The organism is Shewanella indica, assembly GCF_033842865.1.
GTDB lineage: Bacteria > Pseudomonadota > Gammaproteobacteria > Enterobacterales > Shewanellaceae > Shewanella > Shewanella indica.
The window spans coordinates 1777117-1789730 of the sequence record NZ_JAWXXR010000001.1; the positions used below are offsets into that span (position 1 = coordinate 1777117).

10 protein-coding genes and 1 pseudogene are annotated in these 12614 nt (G+C 52.0%); 6 read left to right on the plus strand and 5 right to left on the minus strand.

The window, feature by feature from the left end:
- Positions 1 to 93: 93 nt before the first annotated feature.
- The 3 genes from SIL79_RS08235 to SIL79_RS08245 all read right to left on the minus strand — a co-directional run bounded on the left by SIL79_RS08235 (position 94) and on the right by SIL79_RS08245 (position 3443).
- Positions 94 to 1326, minus strand: a complete 1233-nt coding sequence (locus tag SIL79_RS08235; protein WP_071476361.1) for a cyanate transporter — start codon at positions 1324 to 1326, stop codon at positions 94 to 96.
- A gap of 90 nt (positions 1327 to 1416) precedes the next feature.
- Positions 1417 to 2274, minus strand: a complete 858-nt coding sequence (locus SIL79_RS08240) for a DMT family transporter (protein WP_071476362.1) — start codon at positions 2272 to 2274, stop codon at positions 1417 to 1419.
- 122 nt (positions 2275 to 2396) lie between these two features.
- The gene (locus SIL79_RS08245) at positions 2397 to 3443 is read right to left on the minus strand and encodes a toxin-antitoxin system YwqK family antitoxin (protein WP_319619122.1); all 1047 of its coding nucleotides are present in this window, start codon (positions 3441 to 3443) and stop codon (positions 2397 to 2399) included.
- A gap of 236 nt (positions 3444 to 3679) precedes the next feature.
- Between SIL79_RS08245 and SIL79_RS08250 the strand changes: the two genes are divergently transcribed.
- Positions 3680 to 4603 (plus strand): C-GCAxxG-C-C family (seleno)protein, encoded by a 924-nt coding sequence (locus tag SIL79_RS08250; protein ID WP_039034699.1) that lies wholly within the window; start codon positions 3680 to 3682, stop codon positions 4601 to 4603.
- Positions 4604 to 4612: 9 nt separating this feature from the next.
- Positions 4613 to 5110 carry a hypothetical protein gene (locus SIL79_RS08255; protein ID WP_039034698.1) on the plus strand — a complete coding sequence of 166 codons (498 nt, stop codon included), beginning with the start codon at positions 4613 to 4615 and terminating at the stop codon, positions 5108 to 5110.
- Positions 5111 to 5214: 104 nt separating this feature from the next.
- On the opposite strand, the gene glnA is transcribed toward SIL79_RS08255, so the two are convergent.
- Complete coding sequence (glnA, locus tag SIL79_RS08260) at positions 5215 to 6624, minus strand: glutamate--ammonia ligase (RefSeq protein WP_039034697.1); 1410 nt, start codon at positions 6622 to 6624, stop codon at positions 5215 to 5217.
- A gap of 457 nt (positions 6625 to 7081) precedes the next feature.
- Between glnA and typA the strand changes: the two genes are divergently transcribed.
- The gene (gene typA / locus SIL79_RS08265) at positions 7082 to 8893 is read left to right on the plus strand and encodes a translational GTPase TypA (protein WP_039034696.1); all 1812 of its coding nucleotides are present in this window, start codon (positions 7082 to 7084) and stop codon (positions 8891 to 8893) included.
- Positions 8894 to 8978: 85 nt separating this feature from the next.
- On the opposite strand, the gene SIL79_RS08270 is transcribed toward typA, so the two are convergent.
- Positions 8979 to 9983, minus strand: coding sequence for a helix-turn-helix domain-containing protein (locus SIL79_RS08270; protein WP_144361449.1), 1005 nt, complete (start codon positions 9981 to 9983; stop codon positions 8979 to 8981).
- A 138-nt stretch (positions 9984 to 10121) separates the two neighbouring features.
- On the opposite strand from SIL79_RS08270, the pseudogene SIL79_RS08275 reads away from it, so the two are divergent.
- The 3 genes and pseudogenes from SIL79_RS08275 to SIL79_RS08285 all read left to right on the plus strand — a co-directional run bounded on the left by SIL79_RS08275 (position 10122) and on the right by SIL79_RS08285 (position 12506).
- Positions 10122 to 10885 (plus strand): annotated as a pseudogene (locus SIL79_RS08275) (SDR family NAD(P)-dependent oxidoreductase).
- Between the two features lie 43 nt (positions 10886 to 10928).
- Positions 10929 to 11435, plus strand: a complete 507-nt coding sequence (locus tag SIL79_RS08280) for a 2,4'-dihydroxyacetophenone dioxygenase family protein (protein ID WP_039034693.1) — start codon at positions 10929 to 10931, stop codon at positions 11433 to 11435.
- Positions 11436 to 11444: 9 nt separating this feature from the next.
- Positions 11445 to 12506, plus strand: coding sequence for a zinc-binding dehydrogenase (locus SIL79_RS08285; protein WP_233962849.1), 1062 nt, complete (start codon positions 11445 to 11447; stop codon positions 12504 to 12506).
- The last annotated feature ends 108 nt before the right edge of the window (positions 12507 to 12614 follow it).

Below are 12614 nucleotides of genomic sequence, written 5' to 3' on the forward strand. Positions count from 1 at the left end.
GACAGCAGAATGGTACAAGAGGGACACCATTCTACCTCATTTGAGTCTGCTTGAGTGCCGGGCGGTCAACAATTTTCCACCCGGCAAATCGATTCACTGGGCCAACAGGGCGAAGTGCTGACTGTGGCGCTTGGGATCAAAGCGCCAGGCAATGGCCAGCATGCCCATAGACACAGCCGCGAGCAGCAACCAGGAAAGCGTGAAGCTGCTGGAGCTGTCCTTGAGATAACCCGCCAGCAGAGGCGACAGGGATGCCAGCAGGTAACCTATCCCCTGAACAAAGGCCGTCAGTTGTCCCGCCTGACTGTAGTCGTCCAGATGGTCCAAAGTGACAATCAGACTCAAGGGGAAGAGGCCACCAATGCCTATTCCCAGCAGCGCAGCCCATAACCAGGGCAGGGCCAGTGGCATCAACGCCAGCCCGATAAAACCGCCAATTGTAGACAGGAGTAACAGCCATAGCAGTGGCCTTCTGTCATGACTGCGAGCCGCAAGCGTCGGCAGCAACAGGCCTGCGACCACTTCCATCAGCGTCAGAAACGCCAGCAATAGCCCTGCCTGAGTGGCTTGCCAACCCAAGTCGATAAAGAAGGGCGCCAACCAAGCGAGCACACAGGTATAGGATGCTGTGCTCAGGCCAAAGAAAAGCCCCAACAGCCAGGCCCTGGGAATGCGGCTAAAGCTGCCTATACCCACACTTGGGCTAACTCCCGGTTTTCCTGAAGTCTTCTTTGCTGCTGCCTTGTTGAAGCCCAGGGGTTGCAGGCCGTGTTTGCCCCAGAACCAAAATAGCATCGCCGGCAGACTCAACAGAGCCCAGAAGGCCAGCGCCGACTGCCAATGACCAAACCTGTGCTCAAGCCAAGGGCTAATGGCAGCAGCCAGGGCCGCTCCACCCATGATGGCGGTTACGTAAATCCCCATGTAACGCTCAATATGCTGGCTATAGCTGCGCTTGATCATTCCGGGCAGCAGCGCCTGAATAAGGGCGATACCTAAGCCGGCAATGATTGCGGTCAGTAGCAGTTGCAGGCCGCTGCCGGCCCAGAGCCGAGCCAGGTTAGCCAAGCCAATCAGTAGCAGCGACAGTAGCAGGGTTTGGCGCTCTCCCAGTCTGGCGGCCAGCTTGGCACCGATAAACATAGCGACTCCCATGGTCATCACGGGCAGCATGGTCAGCAGTGCCAAGGAACTGTAACTGAGGGGCAAGGAAGTCCGGATAGCCTCCAGCAGTGGGCCTATGGCCGCCATACTGGGGCGCAGGTTGAGGCCGAGAATAATTAAGGTCAGGATCAGCCACACAGGCTGCCATTTTGATGAGCTCATAGTCCATTTCCTTATTTTGCTAAATTCAGTTAAGCCGAACCCTTGGCCCCTTTTTCAGGGGCCAAACAGGGCTCTTATGTCAGGTGAGTGTCAGCGCCGGCTGGGGCGCAGGCGATACCAGATAGCCGGGACAGGAAGTTTCATCAGCAATAGTGACGACATGATCAGGCCGATCCCCAGCCATTGATAGCTGTCCAGCTGTTCGCCGACCAAAAACACCCCGAGCGAGACGGCCACCACAGGGTTGATCAAGGCCATCATGCCCATGATTTGCGGTCCCAGATGTTTGATGGACCAGATCCAGGCCCAGTAGCTCAGCGCCGTGCTGAAGATGGCCAGCCAAGCGATGGCGGGCCAGGTCTTGGGCTCCGGTAGTGTGGGAGCCCCGGCCACTGTCCAGGCCAGCGGGATCAGCATCAAGCCGCCGAGCAACAACTGCCAGGCGGTCAATACCAGAAGATCGCCGGTTTGCCAGCGTTGCATCCAGCGGGATGATTGGGCCACCAGCAGAGTGGCACTCAGGGCGCAGAGCACACCAATCAGATCCAGCTTGGCCGAAGGGTTGAGCAACAAGATCACTCCACTCAGTCCCAGCAGCGCCAGCAAGGTCCACTTCAATGCCGGCCTTTGGCCATCAAGCAGCCAGGCCAGCAGCAGAAACATCAGTGGCAGTGTGGCCCCCAGGGTGCCAGCCACTGCGCCTGGCAGGCGGTAGGCGCCCATAAACAGCAAGGCGAAGAAGGCGCCGATATTACAAAATGCCAGCAAGAGTATTTTGCTCCAGGCGAGCGAAGGCAGCTTGGGTCGCAGCAGCAATAACAGGATCCCGGCAGGCAGGGCACGCCAGACGGCGACCCAGAAAGGGGACATATCCTGCAGGTACAGGCTGACCAGGGCATAGGTGGTCCCCCAGAAGACGGGAGCCAAGAGTGCGATTAAGTAAGGCATTTCTTTTCTTAAAGTATCTTGATGTGAAGATATTTTAGAATTCAGTGCCGGGATAAGCAAGTCGCATTTGAAAAAGAGCTGGACTCTCTGTGGGTGATAATACTAACTAATTGAATATTAATTTAATCTTGATAGGTTAGTTTACCCTGCTCATCATAGACCCGGGTATGCAGCATCTTGCCATTCGTGCCTATATCTTCCTGCAGATAGTTGCGCCCCTGTTCATCGAAGTAGCTCAGGGTCTGTGGTATGAGCTTGTCCCGGTCGAAACGTTTGCTCACCTGTAGCTGACCATTGCAGTGAAAGAGCTGTTCCTCGCCCTGCTTGGCGCCTCGACTGTAGGGGGTGCGTTTGCTCAAGGCGCCATTGTTCTCGCAATAACTGAGCCAGATGCCATCGGCGGCTATCGAAGGAAAGAAACCATAATGTTGCTCGGACTGGCGCTGGCCATTGCGCCAGAAGGTGTGCTGCACTGCGGTGCGCTGCCGACGGTCGAACAGGTAGTCCAACTTGAGCCGGCCGTTGGCGTAGTAACCTTGTTCCTTGAGTTTTCTGAGATTTTCTTCATCCAGATGCTCACTGAAGTTCTTTAATGAGCCATCGGGGAAATAGCTTTTCCAGACAGTGAATTTCTCGCCGTCCCGTTTGAACTGTTTCCTTCGCTCCCGTCCCTGCTCATAGGAGATGAATTCAATCACTGTACCCTGGTCGAAACGCTTGAAACTGTCGAGTTGGCCTTGGCTATCGTAGAGCCAGAGCTCTTGGCGCTCACCGTCTCGATACAACTCCCGGCTGCGTAATTGAGTTTGCTGGTATTGAAAGTTCAGCTGCCAACCGTGCAACTTGCCATTTTTATACCAAGCGCTTTGGTTTAGTAGACGCTCGGGCGGCGCGGATGTGCTGAAGCTGTAGCCATGCCGCAGGCCATCCTTGAACTGGGCTGCGCTATAGCTGGGGCGATCCGGCGCTCCCCAAATGGCAATGCCGCTGAAGGGTTCTCCTCGGTATCCGTCAATGCAGTCTTCGAGGTAATAACCCAGGGCGCCATTGTCATCCTTTACTTCCCGGCAGTGGATTGGCTCCAGCTTGTCAGCTTTAATCGGCAGTTGCACCTCAGAGTGACAACCAGCCAGCAGCAAGAGAGTGAGTAAAAAGAGGCTGTAATTCATAGCAGATCCTTGCTTAACGAAGTGGCTCATTGTCGCTGCCGTTACTGCTTGGCTCAAGTCTCTTGCCGATGGGCTGTTGGTTTTTTGACTCTTTAACATCGAAACCCGCCTTGGATCACATCTGCACAACAAGAGAGGGAGTAAGCTGGTATTGTGTGCAAGTCATTGATTATAAAGGGTAAGTATTGCTTAATTTGCAATTCTACAAAATATAAGTGTAAAAAGAGGTGATGAGTATGAACGTGAATCGACGTCAGGCAATGGGCCAGATAGTAGGTTTGGTTGGAGTCGCCGCCGGGAGCTCGCTGATTGCGACCACAACCCTGGCAGCAGAGTCTTGTTCCGGAGATACCAGCATAGGGATCGGCAGTGAAGGGGGCGGAGAACTGGGTACCAAGCTACTGACCTATGTGAAATTGGACCCGATGGAAGTCGCCAAACTGGCCTATGAAGGTTATGGCCGCGGTGGTTGTATGTACGGTGTGTTTGATGCCCTGGTGAAGGCTTTGGCGGCCAAGGGGCACGAGGATGCCTGTAAATTCGCTGCTATCCCTACCAACCTGGCAGCCTATGGTGGCGGCGGTATCGCAGGTTGGGGAACCCTGTGTGGCTGCTTGAATGCGGCGGCTATGGCGGTCAACGTTCTGGGTGGGGTCAACCGCACTGCGGTGATCCGCTCCGTGTATCGCTACTATGAACACACAGCCATGCCGAGAAATGATGAAGCCTTCCTCAAGGCGATTGGCGCACCGACCCGTACAGACAACGCCGGTGAGCTATTGACCGCAGATAAGATAGGCCAGTCGGTTGCCAATTCTATTCTTTGCCATACCTCGGTGACCCACTGGTCGAAAGCGAGCAAGTACGGCTCCAGTCATCAGGCGAAACTGGAGCGCTGCGCTCAGCTGACGGCCGAGATTGCCTATGTCACTACTGACTTCCTCAATAAGTCGCTGGACAATGCCCTGGACGCTGAAATGGTGGCAGAGGGTAATGCCGAGTGTAGCGGTTGTCACAGCAGCACCAAACGTGAGCCGGATACCTACATAGGGGCCGATGTTAATTCACAGATGGAATGTCAGAGCTGCCACAGCGCCCATGATATTGGCGCCGGTTTGACCGGGGTTCATGAAGGTGCGTCCTGCAGCGATTGTCACTAGGAGGCTGTTATGAAACATAAGAGTTTGATAGTGGCGTCTTTGCTGTTGTGCTTGGGTGGTTGTGATTGGTTGGACGATGATGATGACCCTGTGGTTCCGCCTACGCCGGAGCCGGGGCAGTCTGTGTCCATCAATGAAGCCGAAAGCCTCAAGGTAGCACTGAGCGCCGTGGATCCTCAAAGCCAGGCGTTGACCTTTAGTCTGACCACGGCGGAAGGTAAACCTGTCAAGGATGCCGGCAGCAACTATGTGGTGATGTATCTCAAGATGCCGGCTGAGCAGGTATCAGCCTTCTCCATGCCTTGGCACAAGGGCGCACGTTTCGAATGCAGTGAAACCGTCGACACCTGTGCTGGCACCATGGAAGCGCTGGAGACTGAAGGCCAATATCGCTTTACGCCAGAAGGGCTTGAGGAGCTGAACCAGACAGAGGGTGAACTCAAGTTGGCGGTGATCCTCACCGGAGCCAAGGCCCAGAGTGCGCCTGAACTTATCAGCGCTCCCTGAATGATTTGAGTTTCAGAGCCTTAAAATAGTAGCGCCCCAGGATTGCTCCCGGGGCGCTTTTTTTATTATCCGATGGCTTGACTCATCGGTTGATTGCAGGGCAATTAGAGGCTGTAGTACAGCTCAAATTCGACAGGGTGAGTGGTACGGCTGACACGCTCGGCCTCGGCTTGTTTCAGCTTGAGGTAAGAGTCGATAAAGTCATCGCTGAACACACCGCCGCGGGTCAGGAACTCACGGTCTGCATCCAGAGCCGCCAGGGCGACTTCCAGAGATTCGGCCACAGTCGGGATTTCCGCTGCTTCTTCGGCCGGTAGATCGTACAGATCCTTGTCCATGGCATCACCAGGGTGGATCTTGTTCTGGATACCGTCCAGACCGGCCATCAGCAGTGCTGCAAAGGCCAGGTAAGGGTTGGCCATAGGATCCGGGAAGCGGGTCTCGATACGGCGAGCCTTAGGGCTAGGTACCACAGGGATACGGATAGAAGCGGAGCGGTTGCGGGCAGAATATGCCAGCATCACAGGGGCTTCAAAGTGTGGCACCAAACGCTTGTAGGAGTTGGTGCTTGGGTTGGTGAAGGCGTTCAGGGCACGGGCGTGCTTGATGATACCGCCGATATAGTACAGGGCAGTTTCAGACAGGCCACCGTACTTGTCACCGGCAAACAGGTTAGTACCGTCTTTAGAGAGTGACTGGTGAACGTGCATGCCGCTGCCGTTGTCGCCGACAATCGGCTTGGGCATAAAGGTCGCAGTCTTGCCGTAGGCGTGAGCCATATTGTGGATCACATACTTAAGCTCTTGAATTTCATCGGCTTTCTTTGTAAGTGTGTTGAAGCGCGTGGCGATCTCATTCTGACCCGCGGTAGCCACTTCATGGTGGTGAGCTTCCACAATTTGACCCATCTCTTCCAGCACCAGACACATGGCGCTACGCAGATCCTGTGAAGAGTCTACTGGTGCTACCGGGAAGTAACCGCCCTTAACGAATGGACGGTGGCCTGTGTTGCCGTCTTCATAGCTGGTGCCTGAGTTCCATGCCGCTTCTTTGGCATCTATCTTGACGAAGGTGCCGCTCATGTCGGTACCGAAACGCACGTCATCGAACAGGAAAAATTCTGGCTCAGGGCCGATCAGCACAGTGTCGGCGATGCCGGTAGAACGCAAGTATTCTTCGGCTTTCTTGGCGATGGAGCGAGGGTCACGCTCATACCCCTGCATAGTGCCGGGTTCGAGAATATCGCAGCGGATCAGTGCTGTGGTTTCTTCGGTAAATGGGTCCAGTACAAAGCTGTCTGGATCTGGCATCAGTACCATGTCAGATTCGTTGATCCCTTTCCAACCACCGATGGATGAACCATCAAACATCTTGCCCTCTTCAAAGAAATCAGCATCTACCTGATGAGTCGGGATAGATACATGCTGTTCCTTACCTTTGGTATCGGTAAAGCGTAAATCAACAAACTTAACTTCCAACTCTTGCAGCTGTTGTAAAACTGATTCGACTGACATTATCAAGCCTCCGGTAGGGTAAAGGGGGTGCCCTTTGTCAACTCTTAGTATTTAGCGTCTGGCGCCTTGTTGGTTTCTATTAAGCCAAACTCATGCCAAGATGCTAAGATATTGAAAATAAAGGGAGTGGTAAAATCGAGGGCTGGCGAGACAAGCGGGTTTGCACTATAATGGTGCGTACTGTGTTCCAAAAAGGTGCGCTCACCATAATGGTGCGTGCGCTTATTCAGTAGGATATTCATAGGTGTTTAAAAAATAATCCTGTGCGATAGCCCCTCGCTAGAGTAGAATGGCACGCTTTTTAAAGCAACCATCCGGGGAAATAGTGTTCCCCAGCATGATGCTAGCCCAGGTTTTATAAGGCCTGGAAGGCAATCGCCAAGCAGTCATAAAGCGGTTGTACCATTCAATTTATATTGCTGCATCCCACAGAACAGAGATCGTAAGAGGCAAAACTGTGTTAGAGAATTTACGTAACATCGCCATCATAGCGCACGTTGACCATGGTAAGACTACCCTGGTAGACAAGCTGTTGGCACAGTCAGGAACCCTGGCAACCCGCGGAGAAGCCACCGAGCGGGTGATGGACTCCAACGATCTGGAGAAAGAACGTGGGATCACTATTCTGGCGAAGAACACCGCCATTAAGTGGAACGACTACCGCATTAATATAGTAGACACCCCTGGACACGCCGACTTCGGTGGTGAAGTAGAGCGGGTTCTGTCTATGGTTGACTCTGTACTGCTGCTGGTTGATGCGCAGGACGGTCCAATGCCACAGACACGCTTCGTGACCAAGAAAGCATTTGCCCAAGGCCTTAAGCCTATTGTGGTTATCAACAAGATTGACCGTCCGGGTGCCCGCCCTGATTGGGTTATCGATCAGGTATTTGACCTGTTTGACAACCTGGGTGCTACCGACGAACAGTTGGACTTCCCTATTGTGTATGCTTCTGCTCTGAACGGTTTTGCCAGCTTGGATCCCGATGAAGCCAGTGAAGATATGACACCGCTGTTCCAGACTATCGTTGAAAAAGTATCTCCTCCGGATGCCGATGCCGATGGTCCATTCCAGATGCAGATCTCTCAGCTGGACTACAACAGCTATGTAGGGGTTATCGGTGTGGGTCGTATCAAGCGCGGTAGCGTCAAGACCAACCAGCAGGTCACTATTGTTGGTGCCGACGGTAAAACCCGTAACGGCAAAGTCGGCCAGGTTCTGGGCTATATGGGCCTGGATCGCCACGAAGTGGACAGCGCCAATGCCGGTGATATCGTTGCCATCACAGGCCTGGGCGAGCTGAAGATTTCCGACACCATCTGTGCCGTCGGTCATGCCGAAGCATTGCCACCTCTGTCTGTTGATGAACCAACCATGACTATGACCTTCCAGGTCAACACCTCTCCTTTCGCAGGTAAAGAAGGTAAGTACGTGACTTCACGTAACATCCTTGAGCGTCTGCAACAGGAGCTGGTACACAACGTGGCCCTGCGTGTTGAAGAAACCGAGAGTCCGGATCGTTTCCGCGTATCCGGCCGTGGTGAACTGCACCTGTCTATCCTGATCGAAAACATGCGTCGTGAAGGTTATGAGCTGGCGGTTTCCCGTCCTGAAGTGATCATCAAAGAGATCGACGGCGAGAAGTGCGAACCATACGAGCAACTGACCGTGGATGTGGAAGAAGAGCATCAGGGTGGCGTTATCGAGAAGCTGGGTACCCGTAAGGCCGACATGCGCGACATGCAGCCAGATGGCAAGGGTCGCGTACGTATCGATTTCATGATCCCAAGCCGCGGCTTGATCGGTTTCCAGACTGAGTTTATGACGGCCACTTCGGGTACAGGTCTGCTGTATCATACCTTCGACCATTACGGTCCATACAAGGGTGGCGATATCGGCCAGCGTACCAACGGAGTATTGATCTCCAATGCGACCGGTAAGGCACTGACCTTTGCTCTGTTTGGTCTGCAGGATCGCGGTCGTCTGATGATTGGTCATGCCGCCGAGGTTTATGAAGGCCAGGTGATAGGTATTCACAGCCGCTCCAACGACCTGACAGTAAACTGCCTCAAGGGCAAGCAGTTGACCAACATGCGTGCTTCAGGTACTGACGAAGCTCAGGTACTGACTCCGCATATCCAGATGTCTCTGGAGCAAGCGCTGGAATTCATCGATGATGATGAACTGGTGGAAGTAACGCCTAAGAGCATTCGGATCCGTAAGCGTCATCTGACTGAAAACGACCGTAAGCGCGCCAGCCGCGGTTGATTGTGGTTGCGTTCGAGGTGATAGCCTCACAGTGAATAAAAAGCCCCGCTAAGCTCTAGCTTAGCGGGGCTTTTGTTTATCAAGATTAATCCTCTATTTGTCCCCTGCGATATTGCTGCTGCCATTGCTTGGGGGACAATCCCGTCCAAGTTTTAAAATGACGACTAAAAACAGCGATCTCGGCATAACCTAATTGCAGTGCCAGTTCGGTAATGGTTTGGGTGCCATAACTGAGTTGCTGTTTAGCGATATTTTGTCTGACTTCTTGCAGCAATTGACGATAGCTAAGCCCAGTCTCTTTGAGTCTTGCCTGTAACGTGCGCTCGTGTACCCCCAGCGCAGTTGATACCCTTTCAATACAACACTCTCCGGTTGGAAGTAATCGGTGAATTAAGTCTCTTGCCTGATCGGCCAGATTATCGGGATAGCGGCTCTGTAAATATTGCAGATGTGACTGAAAATGGCGGTTGAGTGCTCCCTCATCGTGATAGTTACGTCCGGTTAATTGTGTAGTTTTAAGTACTACGCCATCAAAGGATTCACGAAAGCGCACTAAGTGGGCAAAGTGCTGGGGTTCAAGTTCGCTGGGCTTACTTTGACACAAATGTAAGGGGATAGTGTTGATGTTGATATTCAGCAGGCTTGAAACAAACATTGCCAGTTGTGCCACGCTCAGTTGCATCAATTGTTCAATGCCACGGCAGTGAACATTAATTGATAAGACAAGGCGTACCATATCTCCCTGTGGTTGCAGTTGTAGCGAGATACCTGAGGCGTGCAGGTACAGATAGTCATTCATCTTTTCAAGAGCATCGGCCACGGTTGCTGTGCGGGAAATCAACATAGGTAAGTCACCGAGCACATGTAAGGTTTGCCGTTTGGCAAGCATAAGTCCGAACAGCGGCTGTTTACAGCCTAGGGCGGCGATTTCCAATAACTCGGCTAGTCGTGGATAGGCGATATAGATATTGGGATCGCGAAACTGTGCCTGACGTAATCCTGCTTGATGGATCATTTCTATGGGGTTTTCACCCAACTCCAGGACCAGTTGCTCAAATTGGGCAGCTGCACCGCTACGGACTAGGTACATGGGGCGTTGAGTTCTCTTTGGTATAAGAATCGCAATATATCAAATTTCATTCGTAATAAGTCAAGAAGATGTGCAATTAATCATCTAAATTACTATTACCTTAATAATGAAATTAATAAATATAAAAAGAGGACATCTATGCGTTTACTGAATAAAACCGCAGTGGTGACGGGGGCTGCAGGAGGCATAGGGCAAGCAATTGTCCGTAAAATACTCGCCGAGGGAGGGAGAGTCGTTGCCGCCGATTTGTCAGTTGATTCGCTCAAGGTCTTTAACGATTTTCCCACTGGTAAGTTGGTGACTTTTAGTGTCGATGTGACCGATTACAAGCAAGTTGAAGCTATGGTGGCACATGCGGTTACCCGGTTTGGTCAGCTTGATATTGTGATAAATAATGCCGGCATTGGCTCAGCCAAACCCTTGTTAGAACATGATCCTTTGGGCGATTTCGACTCAGTTACCAATGTGAATCAAAAAGGCGTATATCACGGCATTGTGGCCGGTGGACGTCAATTTCGCGCTCAAGGTACTAAAGGCGTGATCCTTAATACTTCGTCTGTCTACGCAACAATTGCCTCGGAAATGACTTTTACCTACAACGTCAGTAAAGCGGCCGTCGATATGATGACCAAATGCGCCGCGCTTGAGCTTGCCCATTGGGCGTTCGTGTTTGCGCCATTGCTCCCGGTCGTGTCGATACTCCTATGCTGCGTCAATACGAGGCACTGGGACTCTGGGAACACATTCGTAAGGAACAAATGCGTCAGGAGTTTACTCTTCCGAGCGAGATAGCCGATGTGGCGGTATTTCTGGTGAGTGACGAGGCCAATTGCATCAACGGCTGCACAGTGCATGCTTCCGACGGTTTTGAGAATTTTAAATATCCATTGCAGAAGGAGTGATAGCTCGACCCATCAACCCAATAAGAACATGAGGAAGGCAAATATGGCTTTACCGGAAGTGATTAATCATCAAGATTTTTTATTAACCCTCAATACTAACGAAGAGCAGATCATCAAAGATGCGCTGCCGGGCGTTGATGTGTATCCGTTATTTTTAGACCCTGAAAATGGTGTTTGGGTGATCCGCGCTAAGTTTAAGCCGGGTATCACCTTACCCAAGCATTTTCATACAGGCGTAGTGCATTTTTATACCTTGGCGGGTCGGTGGCACTACCTAGAATATCCGGAACAACCCCAAACAGCCGGCAGCTATCTGTATGAGCCGGGTGGTTCTATCCACACTTTCCATTGTCCCGCCGATTCTGAAGGCGCTGATGGTGTGATGGTGATTACCGGTGTCAATGTTAACTTCGATGCCGATGGTAACTTCATGTTTATCATGGATGCCGGTTGGATTGAGCAGGCTCTTCTGGCTGCCGCCAAGGCACAAGGCATCAAGCCTCGTTACATTAAACCCGGTGCGCCGGCATCTATGAGCGATACCAAATAGGAAACCATTATGAGTTTGATGAATGCAATCGTGTTGCAGGATGGCGAAGTCACTCTGCAACAGGTCGAATTACCTAAGCCACAGGCAGGCCAAGTGTTGGTACGCAGTCTTGCCTGTGGTATCTGTGGCTCGGATATTCATATTGCGCGCCACTATAACGAAGTATTCGATTTTTACCGCAAACTAGGCATGATGCCTGAGGGGGCTGATAATCATGTTCCTGTGATGCTGGGACATGAGTTTTGTGCTGAAGTGGTTGAATTTGGTCCCGAAACCCAGCAAACCCTAGCCCTAGGCACCCGAGTTACATCGGTGCCAATCCTGATGAGCCAAAATGGTGCTGGAGTAGGGGTGACTCCCGGCGTCAATGGGGCGTATTCAGAATACTTTATTCTCGATGAAGCACAGCTGCTGCCAGTGCCGGATCATCTCCCGGCTGAAGCTGTGGCGCTGACAGAGCCACTGGCTGTAGGCTTGCATGCCGTCAATCGTGGTGAAGTCGGCACCGAAGATACTGCCTTGGTCGTTGGTTGTGGGCCTATCGGTTTAGCGGTCATTTCAGCGCTGCATCTGCAGGGTGTAGGTAATATTATTGCGGCTGATCTTCAGGGCGAAAAACTGGCATTAGCCCGTGAATTCGGTGCGACTCATGTGGTTGATCCGGGTGAACAAGATGAAGTGGCATACGCTGCTGAAATTGCCGCGGGTAATCGTGTGGTGATTTTCGAGTGTGTGGGTATTCATAAACTGATCGAAGGTTTTGTGAAGCGTGCGCCGGCCAATGCGACCATAGTGGTAACGGGGATCCACACTGCTGAAGCGAACATCAACTATGCCTACGCTACAGTGAAAGAGCTGGATATGCGTTTCTCATACTACTATCAACCACATGAGTTTGCTCAGTGTTTGCAGGAATTGACCGAGAGCAGGGTGCCTTGGAATAAGTTGCTCACAGGTAAAGTTGGGATGGACGGCGTATCGGGTGCATTCAAACAGCTTATGCAGCCGAATCAACATATTAAAGTCGTGATTGAACCTTGGCGTGATGGTGAGCTGCAAACGCTCAATTAATCATCCAACACCTTAACTCGAATTCAGCCGCTAACTTATAAAGCGGCTTTTTATTTATTTTACGCTTCATTATGGTGGGGCTGGTAATCTCAAGCAGGCTCGCTAAAT

Bases quoted from the DNA above. Each gene is read 5' to 3' on its own strand.
- SIL79_RS08235 (WP_071476361.1), bottom strand. From the start codon at position 1,326: ATGAGCTCATCAAAATGGCAGCCTGTGTGGCTGATCCTGACCTTAATT.
- SIL79_RS08240 (WP_071476362.1), bottom strand. From the start codon at position 2,274: ATGCCTTACTTAATCGCACTCTTGGCTCCCGTCTTCTGGGGGACCACC.
- SIL79_RS08245 (WP_319619122.1), bottom strand. From the start codon at position 3,443: ATGAATTACAGCCTCTTTTTACTCACTCTCTTGCTGCTGGCTGGTTGT.
- SIL79_RS08250 (WP_039034699.1), top strand. From the start codon at position 3,680: ATGAACGTGAATCGACGTCAGGCAATGGGCCAGATAGTAGGTTTGGTT.
- SIL79_RS08255 (WP_039034698.1), top strand. From the start codon at position 4,613: ATGAAACATAAGAGTTTGATAGTGGCGTCTTTGCTGTTGTGCTTGGGT.
- glnA (WP_039034697.1), bottom strand. From the start codon at position 6,624: ATGTCAGTCGAATCAGTTTTACAACAGCTGCAAGAGTTGGAAGTTAAG.
- SIL79_RS08270 (WP_144361449.1), bottom strand. From the start codon at position 9,983: ATGTACCTAGTCCGTAGCGGTGCAGCTGCCCAATTTGAGCAACTGGTC.
- SIL79_RS08280 (WP_039034693.1), top strand. From the start codon at position 10,929: ATGGCTTTACCGGAAGTGATTAATCATCAAGATTTTTTATTAACCCTC.
- SIL79_RS08285 (WP_233962849.1), top strand. From the start codon at position 11,445: ATGAGTTTGATGAATGCAATCGTGTTGCAGGATGGCGAAGTCACTCTG.